Consider the following 18,820-nt stretch of genomic DNA (forward strand, 5'->3'; position numbering starts at 1 on the left):
AACAGAAAAACGCTTTGGAGCATACGCCCAAAGCTTTTTTATTGCCATTACTCATTGATTGAATTGATTCATTACATCTATAAACGTGTGATCGATGGCATTCAAACAGGCAGCAGCGCTTTTTTTTACCGCTTCGTTCATCAAATTTCGTTCATCATCGCTGAATCTGCCCAGCACATAATCAACTATTTTAACAGGACCGTCCGGACGGCCAATTCCAACGCGCACCCGTTTAAACTGGTCTGTACCAAGATGTTCGATTGTTGATTTAATGCCATTATGGCCACCAGCGCTCCCTTTTTGACGAAGCCGTATTTTTCCGTGCGGCAAATCAAGATCGTCGTAGACAACCATAACATCATCTGTATCGATGTTGTAGTAGCGCATCACTTCGCCGATGCTTTCCCCTGATAAATTCATATATGTTAACGGCTTTAATAAAATGACTTTTTCCGTTCCTTTTCTTGCAATGGCATACACACCTTTATGTTTTGCTTCAGACAACTCAACACCAAGTTGGTCTGCCAGTTCATCGATTACATCGAAGCCGATATTATGCCGTGTTCCTGCATATTTTATGCCGGGATTGCCCAGGCCTACGATTAATTTCATACGCATCTGCACCTCAATTTTTACAGTTATATTTAGTATACATGAGCGCATGAAAAAAGAACAGGCGGAGTGCTCCGCCTGTTCTTCACAACGTTTTATTCTTTTTCCTCGGTCTCATTCCCACCCTGTTGTGCTTCATCAGCGGCATCTCCACCTTCTTCACCTGTATCTTCTTCGACTTTTTGTGGTGGAAGGACGGAAACAATTGTTTCATCATCTTCATTTTCAATTACATAATCGAATTTACCGCGGATATCACCGACGGAAATAGAATCTCCGATTGCAAGTTCCGTCACATCTACTGTAATGCTTTCAGGAAATTCAGATACTTTAGCTGTTACGTTCAATTCGAATAACGGCTGCTGAATAACACCGCCTTCTTTAGAACCAACGGATTCACCTTCTAAATCTACCCGTACTTGCGATGTGATTTCAGATGATTTATCGACCGCAAGAAAGTCTGCATGAACGATATGTCCTTTAATCGGGTCCTGTTGATACTCCTGCAAAATAACATCGTGCTTATGATCTCCCAGGTTAAGGGTAATCATACCATTTCGTCCGACTTCACGAATCACTTTAATAAACTGACTTTCTTCTAATGTTACAGGCTCAGATTCAACGCCTTTCCCATATATTACGGCCGGGAATGCCCCCGCTGTACGAATTTCTGTTAGCGCAGCTCTTGTGAAGGAATTGCGTTTTTTAGCTTCTAACGTTTTACTCATAACTGATCGTCACCTTCCTGATATTAAATCGTTCGTCTTATGTGTATATGATTGTTTATTCCCTAGAAGAACAATTTATAAACATAAAAAGGAAAAACACAAAAAAACCGGCTCTAGTTATAGAACCGGTTCTATTATTAATCAAATAACGTACTGACAGACTGCTCTTCGTGAACGCGGATAATTGCTTCACCAAGGAGCGGTGCGACTGATAACTCAACCACTTTATCTGTTTTCTTCTCAGATGGAAGCGCGATGGAATTCGTGACAACAAGTTCTTTAATGTTAGAATTGCCAATCCGTTCCATGGCAGGACCTGATAAGACAGGATGCGTACAGCACGCATATACTTCTTTCGCACCACTTTCAGAAATAGCTTTTGCCGCTAATGTTATCGTTCCGGCAGTATCGATAATGTCATCGATTAAAATAGCGATTTTCCCCTCTACATTCCCAACGATATTCATTACTTCGGAAACATTCGGGCGCGGACGGCGTTTATCGATGATCGCAATCGGTGCTTTTAAGCGATCTGCAAGTTTACGTGCACGTGTTACACCGCCATGATCAGGTGATACGATAACGATTTCTTCTTTATTAAAGCCTTTCGCCTGAAAATATTCACCTAAAATCGGTACACCCATCAGGTGATCGATTGGAACGTCAAAAAATCCTTGAATTTGCGGTGCATGGAGATCAAGTGTAATTAAACGGGTGGTTCCCGCCTTTTCAAGCAAATTCGCAACAAGCTTAGCTGTAATTGGCTCGCGGGCACGGGCTTTACGGTCCTGACGAGCATATCCATAGTATGGAATGACAACGTTAATCGTTTTAGCAGACGCTCGTTTCAACGCATCAATCATAATGAGCAATTCCATTAAATGTTCATTTACCGGACCACTTGTAGACTGAACAATATATACATCACAACCACGGATACTTTCTTCAATATTAATTTGCACTTCACCATCACTGAAACGAGTGACGGAACATTTACCAAGTTCCACACCGATAAATTCAGCAATTTGCTGTGCCAGCCCCGGGTTGGAATTCAAAGAAAAGATTTTTAAATTTGGATCTAAATACTGGTTGCTCATGATGACCTCCACTGTCATTTTTTAATTCTTATTTGGAAAGATTTTTTGTACGTAGTTTTCTTTATTCACCTGACGCGCTCGTGCAATTGCAAGGGCATCTTCCGGCACTTCAGCTGTGATGGTCGAGCCTGCTGCCACATATGATCCCTTTTTGATTGTTACAGGTGCAACAAGGTTTGAATTGCATCCAATAAACACGCCATCTTCAATTTTTGTCAAATATTTATTTTCCCCATCATAATTGACTGTAATAGAGCCGCAGCCGATGTTCACATCGCTGCCAATTTCCGCGTCACCGATATAGCTTAAATGAGATGCTTTACTTCCTTTACCAAATACAGCATTTTTAATTTCAACGAAATTACCCACTTTTACTTCATCATGAATGGTTGAATTTGGACGAATATGAGCAAATGGACCAATGTTAACATCTGAGCCAATTTCGCTGTTAAATGCTGCTGACTGGCGAATAACCGTGCGATCACCAACAGTGCAGTTGCTTACTTCTGTGTTCGGTCCAACAGCACAATCCGCTCCGATTATCGTTTTTCCTGAAATGGTCGTTCCAGGTCGGATCACCGTATCTGCTCCAATTTCAACGTCTGGACCAATGTACGTATTGAATGGATCAATAATCGAAACCCCAGCGCGCATATGCTTCTCATTAATTCGAGCACGCATAATGCGCTCTGCCTCACTAAGTGCGACACGATCATTTACACCAAGCGTTTCGTCAAAGCTGTCCGTCTGGTAGGCAGACACCGTTTCACCTGCTGCTTTTAAAATTTCAATGACATCCGGTAAATAATATTCACCTTGTACATTTTCATTTGATACATTTTTAAGCGCCTCAAAAAGCGCTTTATTGTCAAAGCAATACGTACCTGTATTAATTTCTTTTACAGCCCGTTCTTCATCAGTGGCATCTTTATGTTCAACGATGCGGCTTACTAAACCTTGTTCGCCGCGAATGATACGGCCATATCCATCCGGCTGATCAGCGTAGGCAGTTAAAATTGTAGCTTTGGCACCTGTTTCTTCGTGATGCTTGACAAGCGCTTCCATCGTTGAGGTTTGAATGAGAGGTGTATCACCACAAACCACAAGTGTGCAGCCTTCTTTGCCACTCAAAATCGGCTCCGCCTGAATGACAGCATGAGCCGTTCCGAGCTGTTCTTCCTGCAGCGCGTAAGCTGACCGCTCACCAAGCTGCGCCTTTACTTTGTCTGCTCCGTGGCCGACAACTGTGACAATTTGTTCTGTATGTAAACCTGAAATTTGATCAATAACGTGCTCTACCATTGGCTTTCCACAGACGGGATGCAGCACTTTGTATAATTTGGACTTCATGCGAGTTCCCTGTCCTGCAGCCAGAATGACAGCATAAATGTTTGTCATAATAGGCCTCCTAACCTTTTTATCCATATTGAATATATCTTAAAAAAATGTTTATTTCAATAATGGGGGGAAATTGACACATTATTGACATTGCAAAAAAGCATAAAAAAAGAGCCTTACACGAAAAGTAGGCTCTTGATGCAAAAAATCACGCTGCTGCTACTGTAAGGTTCCATCCGAATACGTATTAATTGTTTACGAACTGACTCCCGCTTTTTCAAACTCCACCAGTTCCGTTTCTCCATATTCATCAACGCGATGGTACTCTGATAGGACAGCGTCTTGAATTTTCCCACGGGTACCGGAATTGATCGGATGCGCAATATCGCGGAACTCCCCGTCCGGTGTACGTTTGCTCGGCATCGCAACAAATAAACCGTTATTTCCATCAATGACACGAATATCATGAATGACGAATTCATCATCAAATGTGATTGATGCAATCGCTCTCATTCGGCCGTCTGTTTGCACGCGGCGCAATCTAACATCTGTTATTTCCACGCATATTCACCACCTTTACCCATATAAAAAAAGCATAAACTAGTTATTCAATAATCGTTTAAATATTCCTTCTTTTCTGCAGAAAAAATTTACAAAAAAACCGGCACAAGGCCGGTTTATGCTTTTACAAGCGCAATCACTTCAATCTCTACCTTCACGTCTTTTGGAAGACGGGCAACTTCCACGCATGAGCGCGCAGGTTTATGAGTAGAAAAATACTCTCCATATACTTCATTCACCGCACCAAACTCTTCCATATTGGATAAAAAGACTGTTGCTTTAACGACAGATTCAAGAGAAGCGCCCGCTTCCGCGAGTACTGCTTTTAAGTTGGCAAACACTTGATGTGTCTGTTCTTCAATCGTACCATCCACAAGTGTTCCTTCTGCGGTCAATGGGATTTGACCAGAACTGTAAAATAAATTATTGACGATAATGCCTTGCGAATACGGGCCGATTGCAGCCGGTGCATTTTTTGTATTTACGATATTCATTTTGTTTCCTCCTGTAAAAAATCAATATTTTTTGAGAAGTAATTTCCTTCTACGACAGATATTGCTGCTTCTTTTTCATTTACGTCTTTCAGCTTCACAAGTGATATGTAATCATTGATCAGCCGCTCCGGGTATTCCGCTTCTACAAGGACGGCAATGCCGGCAACAGATGCATTAAATTCAGCAAGCAAACTGATCATGCCATTGATCGTGCCGCCGCCTTTCATAAAATCATCAACGAGCAATACTCTTGATCCTTCTTTTAAGCTCCGCTTTGACAATACCATCGCTTGAATACGCTTTGTTGATCCGGATACATAGTTAATGCTGACGGTTGGTCCTTCTGTTACTTTACTATCGCGGCGTACAACAACAACCGGCACATTTAAATGTGACGCAATGGCATGGGCAATCGGTATCCCCTTTGCGGCAACTGTCATAATCGCATCAATTTTTTCACCAGCATAGGCAGAAGCAAGCAGCTTGCCGACATGATTCATAATCCGCGGATGACCGAGCAGATCCATGATATACAAGTATCCGCCCGGCAGCAATCGCTCTGGATTTTCAATTTGACGGCATAAATCCACAATGAAGTCTTTTGCACTCTGCTCGTTTACTCTTGAATAAAATTTCACCCCGCCTGCTGCTCCTGGCACTGTCTGTAACGTACCGATACCGCGCTTTTCAAATGTCTCTTTTATAATTGCTAAATCTTCGCTGATCGACGACTTAGCAGAGCCAAACCGTTCCGCAAAAAGTGTCAACGACACAAGCTGATGCGGATGCTCAAGTAAATAATACGTCATGTCAATAATACGTTCACTTCGGCGAAACTTCATCGCTATAGTTAAACCTCCCGGGGAGTAAAACCGAATATTTTATTTATAATATATATTAATATACGGTTTTAATCAACAGGATTTCCATCCCCTAACATTCGGACAGCGTACACCTGCTCGCAAAAGCCTCTCAGGCAATTATACACGCGGTGCATGCGTGAGTCATGCCGGATCAGTCCGAAAACAGTTGGACCGCTGCCGCTCATTAATACTGCTTCAGCCCCGAATCGAATCATCTGCTCTTTTATAAGCGCAACTTCTGGATGCGCATTTAACGTGACCGTTTCAAGAACGTTGCCAACATTTCTGCACATTTTGTCATAATCATTTTCACGTATGGCTTCAATCATTGCTTTTGTATCAGGGTGCTTCATGCGGTCAAGTTTTAGGTTTTTGTACACTTCACCAGTTGAAACACCGATTGTTGGTTTCGCAAGGACGACCCAGCAATTCGGTGGTGCAGGCAAATGCTGAATCTTTTCACCGCGTCCCGTTGCAAGAGCGGTGCCTCCGTATACACAAAACGAAACATCCGATCCAATTTCCGCCCCGATTTCCGCTAGTTCATCGAGCGACAATCCGAGATGCCATAATTCATTTAAACCTTTCAAGGCAGCTGCTGCATCGCTGCTTCCTCCGGCGAGCCCCGCTGCCACCGGGATGATCTTATCAATTTGAATCGCTACACCCTTTTTAATCCCATATCGTTCTTTTAAAAGCTTTGCGGCCTGGTATGCAAGATTCCGGTTGTCATCAGGAACAAAGCGGTTATGTGAAATGATCCGGATCTCATCTTTCTCTAAACTTTCAAGTTCAAGCCGGTCCGCGAGATCGACTGTCGTCATAATCATTTCCACTTCATGATAGCCATCTGGCCGTTTATGAAGCACGTCAAGCGTTAAATTAATTTTCGCTGGCGCTTTAATCATCAACTTCATTTATGTCCACCTACTTTATGCGCAATAAATTATTTCTTATTTTATCATAAAAGAAAAAGAGCCGGCTCAAAAGATTCGCATTGAACCTTTTGAGCCGGCTCCCCGGCGTTATGCTTTATAAAAAAAGCAAGCTTTATTTACACTGCGTTGCCTGCTGCTGCATCTTCAAACGTCAGTTCAACTGTTTCAGTGAGCACATCCGCGTAGCTGTAAGAAACGCGTTCAAATGAATTCTCGTCCTGATCTAGTTCTACGACAAAAACAGCAGGATACGTTTCCGTTAAAATACCGGAACGCTCAATTGTCTTGCGTCGTCCACCATTCGCTTTAAGCAACAATCTTTTACCCAAATGACAATCAAGCGATTTTTTTATGTCGGCTAATGTTTTCGGCATCTGCTTCCACCTCACTCTGTTTAGTGTAGCACAATCTTTCGATTCAGTCAAACAAATTTATTATTTTATCAGCGTTCCCTTACCATTGTCAATATATTTCGTTCGGGAAATACCGATTTTTTTCGCCAACACTAGTATTTCCCATTTTCGAAAAAAAAACCGCTCTAATTTTCATGAGCAGTATATATCAATGCACGCCTTCATTTAAAAGGGCATCTGAAAGTGCCGCAAATTCAGAAAGGGAGAGTGTTTCCCCGCGTCTGGCAGGTTCAATTCCCGCCTTTTGTAGTGCTGCATAGATGTTTTCTTTTTTTTCTTTACCGCCCGGCAGGCCATTCACAAGATTATTTAATATTGTTTTTCGGCGCTGCGCAAAAGATGTACGCGTGACAGTAAAGAAAAACTCTTCATTTTTAACACTTACTGCAGGTTCGTCTCGCACGATGAGTTTTATAATGGCAGAATCAACGTTAGGCGGCGGCATAAAAACCGTTTTCGGTACGACGAATGCAAGTTCCGCTTCTGTATAATATTGAACAGCAATTGACAGTGAACCATATTCTTTTGTGGAGGGCTTAGCCGAAATACGATCACCGACTTCTTTTTGAAGCATGACCACAATTCCGTTCACCGGAATTTTATCTTCAAGCAGTTTCATTATAATCGGTGTTGTCACATAATAAGGAAGGTTTGCCACGACCATGAGCTGCTCAAATCCGGCAAATTCTTGTTCAACGACCGTTTTAACATCGGCTTTTAACACATCTTCATTAATAACTTTCACATTTTCATATGGCTCAAGTGTTTCATTTAAAATCGGCAAAAGCCGTTGATCGATTTCAAACGCTACCACTTTACCAGCTGTCCGTGCGAGATGTTCGGTTAGTGCACCGATCCCCGGACCGATTTCAATGACGCCCGTTTCCTTCGTTAAACCCGCCGTTTCTGTAATTCTGTGCAAAATATTCGGATCGATCAAAAAATTTTGACCGAGACTTTTTTTGAATGAAAATCCGTGCCTGAAGAGAATATCTTTCGTCCGGGACGGTGTGGCGATATCTTTCATCGTGATTCCTCCTCCAGTATTTCTCTTAATGCTGCGGCAAATTGCTCACGGTTAATTTGAAACATAATCAGCCTCTTATGAAGCTGTTTGCCGTTCACGTAGCCAATTTTTAATTTCTTCCCCAATTCTTCCCGTCTTGTTTTTGAATTAGGACCCCCAACTAACCCTGCTTCTACAAGATCTTCCGTCGTAATCTGTTCTGCCGCATCCTCATCCATATACTGAGCATCACGCAGGGCCCTGCGGATGGATTCAATGGACGCATGTTCGACGCCGACGCCCCTGCCGAATTTTTCAATTGCTTCTTCTTTCGGTAAAAACGCATGGCGGCAGCCCGGTACTTTCTCTGAAATCATATTCCGGATGCGCTGTCCCGGATAGTCAGGATCTGTAAAAATAATAACACCGCGCGTTTTTTGTGCAAGGCGTACCTGTTCAATAACACTTTCATCGACAGCTGATCCTCTTGTTTCAATGGTATCTGCCTCTACAGCGAGTTTTATTTTAACTGTATCGTCTTTCCCTTCAACAACTATAATTTCTTTTATTTTCATTCTTTCCTCCGAACGAAAAAGCAGGGAAATGTCCCTGCTTAGTCAATGTGAAACAACATTTGTGCATTTTTCATCGTTGCTTCTGCTACTTTTTCATATGAACATTCTTTCAATGCTGCAATCTCTTCGGCAACAAGCTTCACGTAAGCAGGTTCATTTCTCTTGCCGCGATATGGATGCGGAGCAAGATATGGACAGTCTGTTTCGATTAGCAGTTTATCAAGCGGAACCGCAACAGCCACTTCTTTCGGCTTTTTCGCATTTTTGAACGTAACAGGCCCGCCAAGTGAAATATAAAAATTCATCTTTACACATTCGAGTGCCGTCTCTGCGCTGCCGCTAAAGCAATGCATAACACCACCCACTTCTTCTGCGCCTTCATCTTTTAAAATTTCGACAATATCATGGGTCGCTTCCCTGTTATGAATGATAATCGGCAGTTTCACTTTTTTGGCAAGACGAATTTGACGTCTAAATACGTCTTTTTGAACCTCTTTTGGAGATTTATCCCAATGATAATCAAGTCCCATTTCTCCAATCGCAACGACTTTCGGATGAGACGAAAGTTCTTCAATCCAAGCTAAATCCTCATCTGTCATATCAATTGCATCAACAGGGTGCCAGCCAATTGCTGCATACAAGAATGTGAATCGCTCAACAAGATCCATGGCCCGCTGAATGGTCAGCCGGTCAAACCCAACAACGACCATGCGGCTTACTCCAGCTTCTTCCGCTCGGACGACAACTTCTTCTATATCTTCTTGAAATTGATCTGCATTTAAATGAACGTGTGTATCAAAAAGCATTTTATCACCCGTTTTTTGTTTCACGTGAAACAATTTTATTTTATTTTCGCACCGTTTGGCAAGTTCTCCGGCACTTCCGCCAGTGTAAGGATGCCATCTTTTGAACCGGCGAGAATCATGCCTTGTGACAATTCACCACGTAATTTCACCGGTTTTAAGTTTGCCACGACCACCACTTTCCGGCCGATAAGTTCTTCCGGTTTATAGTACTGGGCAATTCCTGAAACAACCTGTCGTTGTTCAAAACCAAGATCAAGCTGCAATTTTAGCAGTTTGTCCGCTTTCTTTACCGGAGCTGCGTCAATCACCGTTGCCGCACGAAGATCTACTTTCATAAAGTCATCTATACTGATTTCTTCCCCTAGCGGCGCATAGTCCTCAGCCGGTTTCTCTTCAACAGCCAGCGCCGGGGCACCCTGCATTTTTTCTTTAATAAAATGAATTTCTTCCTCCATATCAAGGCGAGGAAAAATCGGTTCTCCCTTTTTCACAACTTTAATGCCTGTTGGGATTGCGCCGAATGCCTCTAAGCTTACCCAGTTTTGCAAGTTTGATTCGCTTAATTGAAGCTGTTCAAAGATTTTTTGCGGTGTCCCAGTTAAAAACGGTGTTAAAAGGACTGCTGTTCGGCGCAATGATTCCGCCAAGTGATACATAACCGTACCCAATTCCTCTTTTTTCTCTTCTTTCGCTAAAATCCATGGCTGCGTTTCATCAATGTATTTATTCGTCCGGCTCACGAGCTGCCAGAGAGCAGTTAACGCCACAGAAAACTCCATGTTTTCCATCGCTTCCTCATAATCCCGCACTGTTTTTTCATTTACTTCTACAAGTGCTTTTTCAAATTCGCCTTTAGAACCGCTATAAGCCGGAATAATGCCATCAAAATATTTGTTAATCATCGCAACCGTCCGGTTCAACAAGTTGCCGAGATCATTTGCGAGATCGTAGTTAATCCTTTCAACAAATCCTTCCGGTGTGAATACCCCGTCTGAACCGAACGGCACTTCACGCAGAAGATAATAACGAAGCGCATCAAGACCATAGCGATCAATTAACGTGACGGGATCTACTACGTTCCCTTTTGATTTTGACATTTTCCCATCCTTCATTAAAAGCCATCCGTGCGCAAACACTTTTTTCGGCAGCGGCAAATCAAGCGCCATCAGCATAATCGGCCAATAAATTGTATGGAATCGAACGATCTCTTTTCCAACGAGATGAACATCTGCCGGCCAATATTGATTAAACTTCTCTGTGTTATCTGTTCCATATCCAAGCGCTGTAATATAGTTGGACAATGCATCGATCCATACATATACAACGTGCTTCGGATTGCCAGGTACTTTTACGCCCCAGTCAAATGTCGTACGGGACACAGCAAGATCTTCAAGCCCGGGTTTAATGAAGTTGTTAATCATTTCATTCTTACGTGATTCAGGCTGAATGAACGTCGGGTTTTTTTCATAATACTCAAGCAAACGGTCTGCATATTTGCTCATGCGGAAAAAATATGACTCTTCACGCACTTTTTGTACCGGATGCCCGCTGTCCGGACTCTTTCCGCCAACTACTTCCCCAAGTTCGTTTAACTCTTTATCAACGAGCTGTGTTTCTGTATAAAATGTTTCATCCGGCACTGAATACCAGCCTTCATATTCTCCAAGATATATATCACCTTGATCGAGAAGCTGCTTGAAAATTTTCTCTACCACATCTTTATGACGTTTTTCAGTTGTCCGAATAAAGTCGTCATTGGAAATGTGCATTGTTTTCCATAATTGTTGAATGCCAGATACAATTTCATCTACGTATTGCTGTGGTGTTACCCCTTTTTCATCCGCTTTTTCCTGGATTTTTTGGCCGTGTTCGTCTGTACCGGTTAAGTACATTACATCAAACCCGCGCAGCCTTTTATAACGCGCCATTGCATCTCCCGCCACTGTCGTGTACGCATGGCCAATATGCAAATTACCGCTTGGATAATAAATTGGTGTCGTTAAATAAAACGATTTTTTATGATCGCTCAATGAATTGTCCTCCTTATTGCCTTCTCTTCTTATAGATAAAAGCTCCCGTTCATCGACCGGAAGCTTTTACGTCATTTCTTTTATTTTCCCCCATCCACGAATAAATGTAAATAAGCACGCTTTTTTTTCTCGAATTTCATTTATGAATAAGTCGATTAAATTCGACAATGTTCGACATTTCGACAAAATTTTTTTCATGGAAAAATAAGGTATAATTATAGGAACATTGATTTATCAACGTTTAAAGCGCTTTACAGTAATTTGAAAAATGCCAATTAATTGTTGACGTTTATGGGAAGTCTTGGTATGATTACGTCACAGGGTAAAATTTGTCGAATAATGACGAATTAATTTACACATATAACAAAATGCAGAGGAGATAAATACAATGAAATCAACAGGTATTGTAAGAAAAGTAGACGAACTGGGACGGGTCGTTATTCCTATCGAATTGCGCCGTACACTTGGAATTGCCGAGAAAGATGCACTTGAAATTTACGTAGATGACGATAAGATCATCCTTAAAAAATATAAGCCAAGCATGACTTGCCAGGTAACAGGCGAAGTTTCTGATGACAATATCAAACTTGCCGGCGGAAAATTGATTCTTAGCCACGAAGGCGCTGAAATCTTGATCAAAGAAATTCAAGAAGCATTCGAAAACGGTAAATAATGAAAAAGGTGCCTCTAGGGGGGCACCTTTTTACGTGTGATAAGCTGCGTATACGTCTCGTTTAGGCAGACTACGTTCTTTCGCGACCTGCTTTACTGCATCTTTCGGATTCATGTTTTGTTCCTTCACGTACATTTCAACATGCTCTTCAACAGTGACAGCACTCCACCATTCCAACTCCGCTTGCACGGCAGGCTCCATTCCGCTTCCTTCAACGATAAGGCAAAACTCGCCCAGAATCTTGGATTCATCTGCCCATATTTTGGCTTCACCTATTGTTCCGCGCAAAAATTCCTCGAACTTTTTCGTCAGTTCCCGGCACAGAACAATGTGGCGGTCCTTCCCTAAATATTCTTCCATTAAAGCGAGGGTTTCTTTTAAACGGTGAGGTGATTCATACAAAATAAACGTATCTTGATAAACAGCCAATTTTTCAAGCTCTTTCTTCTTTTCTTTTTTTCCACGGTTTAAAAAGCCATAAAAATTAAACGGCTGTGGTGCAATTCCTGAAGCTATCAATGCCGTTACCGCCGCATTCGCCCCTGGCAGCGGGACCACATTCAATTCTTCTGCCAAAGCGGCAAGAACAAGTTCATGACCTGGATCAGAGATACACGGTGTTCCCGCATCGCTTACAAGTGCCACCTTTTCTCCTGATTGAATACGTTCAATTAATTTGCGGCCTGCCGATTCACTGCTATGCTCATGATAACTAACAACCGGTGTCGCAATGTCAAAATAATTGCAAAGCTTTTTCGTATTGCGCGTATCTTCTGCTGCGATAACGTCCGCTTCCTTCATTATGCGCAGCGCCCGAACTGTGATGTCTTCAAGATTTCCAATCGGTACCGGAACGAGGTATAACATGCCCTCGTCTTCATTTGCAAAGCTTTTTTGTGTTTTCATTCTCATCCACACCTCTATTTCGCAAATAATCAATCTTTTTCATGCGTGACAGCTGTTTAAATGCATACTCTGCTCTCATTGCTTCCTGCTTTGTTTCAAATATTTCATAATGGATAAGCATAACCGGCAGACGGGCCCTTGTATACTTTGCGCCTTTTCCTGCATTGTGAACGCTCATTCTATTTGCCAGATCGTTTGTGTATCCTGCATAAAACGAACCGTCCTTGCATTTAACGACGTAAAAATGGTGGTTCGTTTCCATACAAAATCGTCCTCACTTCTTCGGTATACTCTCCCTGTTCATCATACACGTAAAGCGGCGGCAAGATTTTTAAATCGGGTGCGCCGTCTTTTATCCCTTCTACAAGAACTGTATTCGCTTCTTTCCCGTTCTTAGGATACACAAAACGAAGACGCTTTGGCTCGATCCGGTATTTTCTCATCAGTGTGAGAATATCTAAAAGTCTTCCCGGCCGGTGCACAAATACCGCTTTCCCCCCCTGTTTCAATAACCTTGATGATGAAACAATGCAGTCTTCCAGCGTACACATGATTTCATGCCGCGCGATAGCAAGATGTTCATTCAAATTTAATTCCTTATCAGAAGGTGTTAAAAAATAAGGAGGGTTACATGTGACAAGCGTATGCTTTTCTTGTCCTAGCATTAATGGCGCATCTTTTAAATCCCCATTTACCATCGTGATTTGCTGATCAAGTTTATTGTAACGTATACTGCGTACCGCCATATCATAAAGACGTTCCTGTATTTCCACACCGGTAATGGGGGCCGTCGTTCTCGCTGACATTAAAAGCGGCACAACCCCGTTTCCTGAGCATAAATCAATAATGGATCCACGTGTTTTCGGTACAGAAGCAAACCTTGCAAGCAATACGGCATCAAGCGAAAAGGAAAATACCGTCGGACTTTGAATAATCCGAAGCTCTTCCGCCAGCAAATAATCGAGCCTCTCATCTCCTTTTAATTTAGGCATCCATCGTCACTCCTTTTGCACAAAAGAGCCTTCCTTGAAAAAAGGAAGGCAAAAGTCGTTATTATTTTTTATTTAAAAATGATAAACAAAAAAGACAGTCTTCATCTTTGCGGGGGCTTCCAAAATGCACGCTGCAAATATGGAAGCCTTCCTGGTAAAGACGGGCTAAATTATCATAACCTTCGCCAATATCTGTTCCTCTTGCTTGAACATTTTCTGCCCCTGATGCTTTTCTCTCATGGCCGCGGTCTAATTCTTCAAGACGGCGGCGCAAGTGTTCGTTTTCAAGCGTTAACGAATTGTTTTCTTCCAAAATTTCAGCGAGCTGTAATTTAACTTCGCCCAGCTGCTGGTACAGCTCACCAATTTGCAGTTCCATATGGCTGACGGAATCAAAAATCGCTTTTTTATCTAACTTTTCCACCCCATCAATCACCTGCTTTCACGGAAACGGCTCCTTCTTTTCCGAATTCATCGGATGAGAATTCAAGCGTCCGTTCCAAATCCGGTATATACACCTTCACAAGCCGCTCTAAAATATTCAAACCCGTTACTTTTCCGTAACCACTCGGAGTCTGTACCTTTTGACCGACATCCGGAAGCTCGCGGCGCGCCGCTTCATACTCATCATTTTCATACTTTAAGCAGCACATAAGACGGCCGCACAACCCGGAAATTTTGGCAGGATTTAATGAGAGGTTTTGATCTTTTGCCATCTTAATCGATACCGGTTCAAAATCACCGAGAAACGTTGAACAGCATAACATTCGACCGCATGGACCAATGCCGCCAAGCATCTTTGCTTCATCGCGGACACCGATTTGGCGAAGCTCGATCCGTGTTCTAAAAATGGAAGCAAGGTCTTTGACAAGCTCACGAAAATCAACACGCCCGTCTGCTGTAAAATAAAAAATGACTTTATTGCGGTCAAATGTATATTCCACATCGACAAGCTTCATATCCAAATTGTGCTCAATAATTTTATCCGTACATGTCTCGAAAGCGGCGATGGCAGCTTCACTGTTTTCCTGAACAGCGAGACGGTCTTTTTGATCCGCAGTTCGAATCACTTTTTTCAACGGCAGTACAACATCATCTTCATCCACTTCTTTCGGTCCAACCACAACATGTCCGTACTCAACACCACGGACAGTCTCAACAATCACATGATCCTCAAGCTTAATTCCGAGTTCTCCCGGATCAAAATAATATATTTTACCCGCTTGTTTAAAGCGTACACCTACTACATTACACAAAGGCGTGTCCCCCCTGTAACTTTAACAAAAGCTGTTCCATAAGCAGCTGCTGATTCATATTGCTGTTTAGCCTTCGCTTTGCTTCCAGAATACAAGCAAGACGATCTGCAAGTGCCTCTGCTGAAAGATGCAGCGCGTCCTGTCTGAAAGAAGCGAGACGGTCAGGAAATGCAAGACCGTGTTCTTCACCGGTCATAATGGAAAGCAAATCCCTATGGATGAGAACGAAAAGATCAAGGGCAAGACTGACCTGCTGTTTCTCTTTAAAATGCGAATGAAAGTCCTCTGACAATTGAACGATGGCTGTGAGCCCTCCCTGTCCGATGACTTCATACAATTTTAACACTATTAATCGGGCCTGTGCAAACCACTCATCACCCGAAAACTCAAGCGCTTCATCTAAATGATTCGTCATTTTAGATGCAAGTGACGCTATCGGAATGGGCACGTTTTCTTGAATAAGCCGATCTTTTAACTGTCCGGCATCAATTGGACGGAACGATAAATGCTGACATCTCGATAAAATCGTCGGCAGCATCCGGCTGCTCTGCTCTGTTAATAAAAAAGCGACTGTATCAGAAGCCGGTTCTTCTAAAAACTTAAGCAGGCTGTTTGCAGCGCTTGCCGTCATTTTATCAGCATGATTGACAATATATATTTTCCGGCTCGATTCCACGGCCGTTTTCGTAAATTCTTGCTGTAAATGATAAATTTGTTCTTTCTTAATCGATAGCCCGTCCGGTTCAATCACATGAAGATCTGGATGGTTGCCGTGTCCAATACGCCGGCAATTCACACAAGAATCACACGGGATCAATCGATTTACCGGCTCCAGGCAAAATAAACTTTTTGCAAATAAAAAAGCGATTTCTTTTTTACCCGTTCCTGGATCACCTTCAAGCAAATAGGCATGAGCCACCCGGTCTTTCAGAATGCTGTTTTCAATCATCCGCATCACAATCGGCTGACGCCGAGCGGACTCTTCCCACGGTTTAGACATGTGATCACAACCCTTTAAAATTGATGGAATTGCTCAACAGGCAGCACGAATACGGTCGCGCCGCCAACTGGAATCTCCACCGGGTAAGGTGCATATGCCTCCACATTTCCACCCATCGGTGAAACCGGAGGGGCTGCCTGTTCGCGCGATTTACAATTATGTTTAATAATATCCAGAGCTTCCTGAAGACGATCATCATCTGTCCCAATAATGAATGTTGTATTTCCAGCTTTTAAGAAGCCGCCTGTTGACGAGAGTTTTGTCACCCGGAAATTTTGTTCAATGAGAGCATGAGACAGCTTATTGCGATCTCGATCCTGTACAATGGCCATAATTAACTTCATCTTATGTTCCCTCCTCACAGGATTTCTTTCATTATAACAAAATTTTTAAGGCAGCACTTTTTCAATCTTTTTGATTGCTTGTTGGAAAACGGACTCTTCATCCTGCTCTGCATCAATGACAATAATCCGTTTTGCCTCCTGTTTCGCCAGCAGCAAATATCCTTCCCGGACTTTCTCATGAAAAGAGAGTCCTTCTAAATCAAGACGATTCACTTCACGGCCATCATGCTGGTGAATTCGCTGCAGGCCGACTTCCGGGCGCACATCAAATAAAAGTGTTAGAGATGGCATCATTCCATCTGTCGCAAAAGCATTTATCGAAGCCACTTCATCCATTCCGAGCCCTCTCGCATGCCCCTGATAGGCAAGAGAACTATCAATAAATCGATCACAAAGCACAACCGCACCACGCTCCATTGCTGGAATTACCTTTTCCATGAGGTGCTGACGGCGGGCTGCTGCATATAAAAGTGCCTCCGTTCGAGCATCCATCGCTTTATTCTCTTTATTTAAAATAACCGAACGAATTTGCTCTGCGATTGCAATTCCACCCGGCTCACGAGTAGGAAGAACGTCAATTCCCTTATCTTTTAATTGCATCACAACCCGATTCAGTATCGTTGTCTTTCCGGCTCCCTCGGGTCCTTCTACTGTAATAAATACGCCCTTCACCTTTATAACTCCTTTCGAAAAACAAGAATCTGTTTTTCTTTTAAGCCGCTTCCCCCATGAAACCGGCTTCCATTTTCAATCATCCATTCCAGAGACCGGATATGGTCTTTTAGAATTTGCTCTCCTTCCAGCAATAGCGGTATACCAGGTGGATATGGAATAATCATTTCCGCCGCAACGCGACCTGCTGCTTTTCCTAGTGAAACATATTCTTTCTTATATTTACTATGCTCATTATACGGTACATTGAGCACTGTTACATCTTCTGTTTTTTGAATGCCAAAAAAATGCGGCTTGGCCTCTCCTTTTTTCAATTGAAAAGACTGCAGCTTACATACTGCATCTGCTTCAAATTGGGACTGTCCTTCTTTTAAAAGTGGAAAAACAAGCAGCACTTGAAAAGGATCCGCCATTTCCGGGTATATATCTGCCTGTTCAAACATTAACTGTAATTCGTAACCTGACAGACCATCTGCTCGCACAAGGACTTTATACGGGTCATCCGTTTGGACACATATGCATCCTTTTAATTCCAGAACGTCTTTTATCCTGTTTTTCATTTGATTCGTATAGTGAAAATCTCGTTTTTTGTAAGCAGCTGTATATGCTCTAGCTGCATCTAGCGAAGCCATAATCGGATAAGAAGGGCTGCTGGACTGAAGAGCCTGCAAATAAAACATGATTTTATCCCGGTCTGCTTGCTTCGACTGAAAATGAAAAAAAGACCCCATTGTCATTGCAGGCAGCATTTTATGGGCTGACTGTACGACCAAATCAGCCCCTAAAGAAAGAGCACTCTCTGGTATTCCATCATAAGGCAAAATAAAATGGGCTCCATGCGCTTCATCGACTAGCACAAGTGAACCGTTCTCTTTTGCGATCGCTGATAATTCTTCAAAAGAATTTGCCATTCCATAGTAAGATGGATACGTAAAAATGACAGCTTTTACATTCCTGTACTGGCGGTACGCTTTTTTCAACGTTTCAGCTGAAAACGATATGGCCGTTTTCGTATTTTCATCGTATTCAGGAGCCAAAAAAACAGGCTCTGCTTTCGCCATTTTCAAGGCATTGAGAACAGATTTATGGCAGTTTCGCTGAACAAATATACAATCACCCTCTGAAAGTGAACCCAGAATCATGGCTAGGTTGCCAGCTGTGCTGCCATTTACAAGAAATTTACTTTCCACTGTTTGATAAAGGTCACTTAACATTTTCTCTGCCTCTCGTATACAGCCTTCAGGAGAATGAAGATCATCCAAACCATTTAATTCTGTTACATCATAAGATAGATCCATAAAAGAGGAAATTCCACCATTTTTATGTCCCGGAACGTGAAATGAAACTGGCTTCTTTTTTTTATGCAGTTCAATTGCTTCAACAAGAGGCATTTTTGTATGGTTCATTTACATATTTGTCCTTTCATTTTAAGTATAGAAAAAGGAGATGACTTTTATGTCATCTCCTTTTGCAACGTGCCAGGCGGCGTCCTGCTCTCACAGGGGGAAACCCCCAA

The 18,820-nt window shown here is 42.5% G+C and carries 23 protein-coding genes; 1 reads left to right on the plus strand and 22 read right to left on the minus strand.

Going from position 1 to position 18,820, the window contains the following annotated elements:
• Positions 1–51: 51 nt before the first annotated feature.
• From pth to metG, 13 genes are all read right to left on the minus strand, one after another.
• Positions 52–612 carry an aminoacyl-tRNA hydrolase gene (gene pth / locus BTO28_RS10160; protein ID WP_076765906.1) on the minus strand — a complete coding sequence of 187 codons (561 nt, stop codon included), beginning with the start codon at positions 610–612 and terminating at the stop codon, positions 52–54.
• Between the two features lie 95 nt (positions 613–707).
• The gene (locus tag BTO28_RS10165) at positions 708–1,340 is read right to left on the minus strand and encodes a 50S ribosomal protein L25/general stress protein Ctc (protein ID WP_076765908.1); all 633 of its coding nucleotides are present in this window, start codon (positions 1,338–1,340) and stop codon (positions 708–710) included.
• A 137-nt stretch (positions 1,341–1,477) separates the two neighbouring features.
• On the minus strand, positions 1,478–2,437 hold the full coding sequence (locus BTO28_RS10170) for a ribose-phosphate diphosphokinase (protein ID WP_076765910.1): 960 nt from the start codon (positions 2,435–2,437) through the stop codon (positions 1,478–1,480).
• 21 nt (positions 2,438–2,458) lie between these two features.
• The gene (gene glmU, locus BTO28_RS10175) at positions 2,459–3,835 is read right to left on the minus strand and encodes a bifunctional UDP-N-acetylglucosamine diphosphorylase/glucosamine-1-phosphate N-acetyltransferase GlmU (RefSeq protein WP_076765912.1); all 1,377 of its coding nucleotides are present in this window, start codon (positions 3,833–3,835) and stop codon (positions 2,459–2,461) included.
• Between the two features lie 195 nt (positions 3,836–4,030).
• Positions 4,031–4,336 carry a septation regulator SpoVG gene (gene spoVG / locus BTO28_RS10180; RefSeq protein ID WP_076765914.1) on the minus strand — a complete coding sequence of 102 codons (306 nt, stop codon included), beginning with the start codon at positions 4,334–4,336 and terminating at the stop codon, positions 4,031–4,033.
• Positions 4,337–4,452: 116 nt separating this feature from the next.
• Positions 4,453–4,830: a 2-iminobutanoate/2-iminopropanoate deaminase gene (gene ridA / locus BTO28_RS10185; protein ID WP_076765916.1), complete on the minus strand. Its 378-nt coding sequence runs from the start codon at positions 4,828–4,830 to the stop codon at positions 4,453–4,455.
• Positions 4,827–5,672 (minus strand): pur operon repressor, encoded by an 846-nt coding sequence (gene purR, locus BTO28_RS10190; protein WP_076765918.1) that lies wholly within the window; start codon positions 5,670–5,672, stop codon positions 4,827–4,829. The genes ridA and purR overlap by 4 nt, the downstream gene beginning before the upstream one ends.
• A gap of 68 nt (positions 5,673–5,740) precedes the next feature.
• On the minus strand, positions 5,741–6,610 hold the full coding sequence (ispE, locus tag BTO28_RS10195) for a 4-(cytidine 5'-diphospho)-2-C-methyl-D-erythritol kinase (RefSeq protein ID WP_076765920.1): 870 nt from the start codon (positions 6,608–6,610) through the stop codon (positions 5,741–5,743).
• A gap of 137 nt (positions 6,611–6,747) precedes the next feature.
• Positions 6,748–7,005 carry a biofilm formation stimulator Veg gene (veg, locus tag BTO28_RS10200; protein ID WP_076765922.1) on the minus strand — a complete coding sequence of 86 codons (258 nt, stop codon included), beginning with the start codon at positions 7,003–7,005 and terminating at the stop codon, positions 6,748–6,750.
• A 187-nt stretch (positions 7,006–7,192) separates the two neighbouring features.
• A complete protein-coding gene (gene rsmA, locus BTO28_RS10205) occupies positions 7,193–8,071 on the minus strand; it encodes a 16S rRNA (adenine(1518)-N(6)/adenine(1519)-N(6))-dimethyltransferase RsmA (RefSeq protein WP_076765924.1) in 879 nt (292 codons plus the stop codon).
• Positions 8,068–8,625, minus strand: a complete 558-nt coding sequence (gene rnmV / locus BTO28_RS10210; protein WP_076765926.1) for a ribonuclease M5 — start codon at positions 8,623–8,625, stop codon at positions 8,068–8,070. Before rnmV ends, rsmA begins: the two co-directional genes overlap by 4 nt.
• 38 nt (positions 8,626–8,663) lie before the next feature.
• Complete coding sequence (locus tag BTO28_RS10215) at positions 8,664–9,431, minus strand: TatD family hydrolase (protein WP_083711478.1); 768 nt, start codon at positions 9,429–9,431, stop codon at positions 8,664–8,666.
• A 35-nt stretch (positions 9,432–9,466) separates the two neighbouring features.
• Positions 9,467–11,461 carry a methionine--tRNA ligase gene (gene metG, locus BTO28_RS10220; RefSeq protein ID WP_076765931.1) on the minus strand — a complete coding sequence of 665 codons (1,995 nt, stop codon included), beginning with the start codon at positions 11,459–11,461 and terminating at the stop codon, positions 9,467–9,469.
• A 388-nt stretch (positions 11,462–11,849) separates the two neighbouring features.
• On the opposite strand from metG, the gene BTO28_RS10225 reads away from it, so the two are divergent.
• Positions 11,850–12,134: an AbrB/MazE/SpoVT family DNA-binding domain-containing protein gene (locus BTO28_RS10225; RefSeq protein WP_018395087.1), complete on the plus strand. Its 285-nt coding sequence runs from the start codon at positions 11,850–11,852 to the stop codon at positions 12,132–12,134.
• 30 nt (positions 12,135–12,164) lie between these two features.
• Here the strand turns inward: BTO28_RS10225 and rsmI are convergent, their stop codons facing one another.
• The 9 genes from rsmI to BTO28_RS10270 form a co-directional block, all read right to left on the minus strand.
• Positions 12,165–13,040, minus strand: coding sequence for a 16S rRNA (cytidine(1402)-2'-O)-methyltransferase (gene rsmI / locus BTO28_RS10230; protein WP_076765933.1), 876 nt, complete (start codon positions 13,038–13,040; stop codon positions 12,165–12,167).
• On the minus strand, positions 13,012–13,302 hold the full coding sequence (locus BTO28_RS10235) for a GIY-YIG nuclease family protein (RefSeq protein ID WP_076765935.1): 291 nt from the start codon (positions 13,300–13,302) through the stop codon (positions 13,012–13,014). The genes rsmI and BTO28_RS10235 overlap by 29 nt, the downstream gene beginning before the upstream one ends.
• The gene (locus tag BTO28_RS10240) at positions 13,271–14,032 is read right to left on the minus strand and encodes a tRNA1(Val) (adenine(37)-N6)-methyltransferase (RefSeq protein WP_076765937.1); all 762 of its coding nucleotides are present in this window, start codon (positions 14,030–14,032) and stop codon (positions 13,271–13,273) included. The genes BTO28_RS10235 and BTO28_RS10240 overlap by 32 nt, the downstream gene beginning before the upstream one ends.
• A gap of 61 nt (positions 14,033–14,093) precedes the next feature.
• Positions 14,094–14,411, minus strand: coding sequence for a DNA replication initiation control protein YabA (gene yabA / locus BTO28_RS10245; RefSeq protein ID WP_095532676.1), 318 nt, complete (start codon positions 14,409–14,411; stop codon positions 14,094–14,096).
• A 49-nt stretch (positions 14,412–14,460) separates the two neighbouring features.
• Positions 14,461–15,288 (minus strand): PSP1 domain-containing protein, encoded by an 828-nt coding sequence (locus BTO28_RS10250; RefSeq protein WP_076765939.1) that lies wholly within the window; start codon positions 15,286–15,288, stop codon positions 14,461–14,463.
• On the minus strand, positions 15,281–16,288 hold the full coding sequence (gene holB / locus BTO28_RS10255) for a DNA polymerase III subunit delta' (RefSeq protein ID WP_076765941.1): 1,008 nt from the start codon (positions 16,286–16,288) through the stop codon (positions 15,281–15,283). The genes BTO28_RS10250 and holB overlap by 8 nt, the downstream gene beginning before the upstream one ends.
• A 14-nt stretch (positions 16,289–16,302) precedes the next feature.
• Positions 16,303–16,632 carry a cyclic-di-AMP receptor gene (locus tag BTO28_RS10260; RefSeq protein ID WP_076765943.1) on the minus strand — a complete coding sequence of 110 codons (330 nt, stop codon included), beginning with the start codon at positions 16,630–16,632 and terminating at the stop codon, positions 16,303–16,305.
• Positions 16,633–16,677: 45 nt separating this feature from the next.
• On the minus strand, positions 16,678–17,310 hold the full coding sequence (gene tmk / locus BTO28_RS10265; protein WP_083711476.1) for a dTMP kinase: 633 nt from the start codon (positions 17,308–17,310) through the stop codon (positions 16,678–16,680).
• On the minus strand, positions 17,307–18,710 hold the full coding sequence (locus BTO28_RS10270) for an aminotransferase class I/II-fold pyridoxal phosphate-dependent enzyme (RefSeq protein WP_076765947.1): 1,404 nt from the start codon (positions 18,708–18,710) through the stop codon (positions 17,307–17,309). The genes tmk and BTO28_RS10270 overlap by 4 nt, the downstream gene beginning before the upstream one ends.
• Positions 18,711–18,820: the final 110 nt, after the last annotated feature.

Source organism: Domibacillus epiphyticus, assembly GCF_001975785.1.
Taxonomy (GTDB): domain Bacteria; phylum Bacillota; class Bacilli; order Bacillales; family Domibacillaceae; genus Domibacillus; species Domibacillus epiphyticus.

Excerpts from the sequence above, each read along its gene's own strand:
- pth (WP_076765906.1), bottom strand. The coding sequence starts at position 612 with ATGAAATTAATCGTAGGCCTGGGCAATCCCGGCATAAAATATGCAGGA.
- BTO28_RS10165 (WP_076765908.1), bottom strand. The coding sequence starts at position 1,340 with ATGAGTAAAACGTTAGAAGCTAAAAAACGCAATTCCTTCACAAGAGCT.
- BTO28_RS10170 (WP_076765910.1), bottom strand. The coding sequence starts at position 2,437 with ATGAGCAACCAGTATTTAGATCCAAATTTAAAAATCTTTTCTTTGAAT.
- glmU (WP_076765912.1), bottom strand. The coding sequence starts at position 3,835 with ATGACAAACATTTATGCTGTCATTCTGGCTGCAGGACAGGGAACTCGC.
- ridA (WP_076765916.1), bottom strand. The coding sequence starts at position 4,830 with ATGAATATCGTAAATACAAAAAATGCACCGGCTGCAATCGGCCCGTAT.
- purR (WP_076765918.1), bottom strand. The coding sequence starts at position 5,672 with ATGAAGTTTCGCCGAAGTGAACGTATTATTGACATGACGTATTATTTA.
- ispE (WP_076765920.1), bottom strand. The coding sequence starts at position 6,610 with ATGAAGTTGATGATTAAAGCGCCAGCGAAAATTAATTTAACGCTTGAC.
- veg (WP_076765922.1), bottom strand. The coding sequence starts at position 7,005 with ATGCCGAAAACATTAGCCGACATAAAAAAATCGCTTGATTGTCATTTG.
- rsmA (WP_076765924.1), bottom strand. The coding sequence starts at position 8,071 with ATGAAAGATATCGCCACACCGTCCCGGACGAAAGATATTCTCTTCAGG.
- rnmV (WP_076765926.1), bottom strand. The coding sequence starts at position 8,625 with ATGAAAATAAAAGAAATTATAGTTGTTGAAGGGAAAGACGATACAGTT.
- BTO28_RS10215 (WP_083711478.1), bottom strand. The coding sequence starts at position 9,431 with ATGCTTTTTGATACACACGTTCATTTAAATGCAGATCAATTTCAAGAA.
- BTO28_RS10225 (WP_018395087.1), top strand. The coding sequence starts at position 11,850 with ATGAAATCAACAGGTATTGTAAGAAAAGTAGACGAACTGGGACGGGTC.
- rsmI (WP_076765933.1), bottom strand. The coding sequence starts at position 13,040 with ATGAAAACACAAAAAAGCTTTGCAAATGAAGACGAGGGCATGTTATAC.
- BTO28_RS10235 (WP_076765935.1), bottom strand. The coding sequence starts at position 13,302 with ATGGAAACGAACCACCATTTTTACGTCGTTAAATGCAAGGACGGTTCG.
- BTO28_RS10240 (WP_076765937.1), bottom strand. The coding sequence starts at position 14,032 with ATGCCTAAATTAAAAGGAGATGAGAGGCTCGATTATTTGCTGGCGGAA.
- yabA (WP_095532676.1), bottom strand. The coding sequence starts at position 14,411 with ATGGAACTGCAAATTGGTGAGCTGTACCAGCAGCTGGGCGAAGTTAAA.
- holB (WP_076765941.1), bottom strand. The coding sequence starts at position 16,288 with ATGTCTAAACCGTGGGAAGAGTCCGCTCGGCGTCAGCCGATTGTGATG.
- BTO28_RS10260 (WP_076765943.1), bottom strand. The coding sequence starts at position 16,632 with ATGAAGTTAATTATGGCCATTGTACAGGATCGAGATCGCAATAAGCTG.
- BTO28_RS10270 (WP_076765947.1), bottom strand. The coding sequence starts at position 18,710 with ATGAACCATACAAAAATGCCTCTTGTTGAAGCAATTGAACTGCATAAA.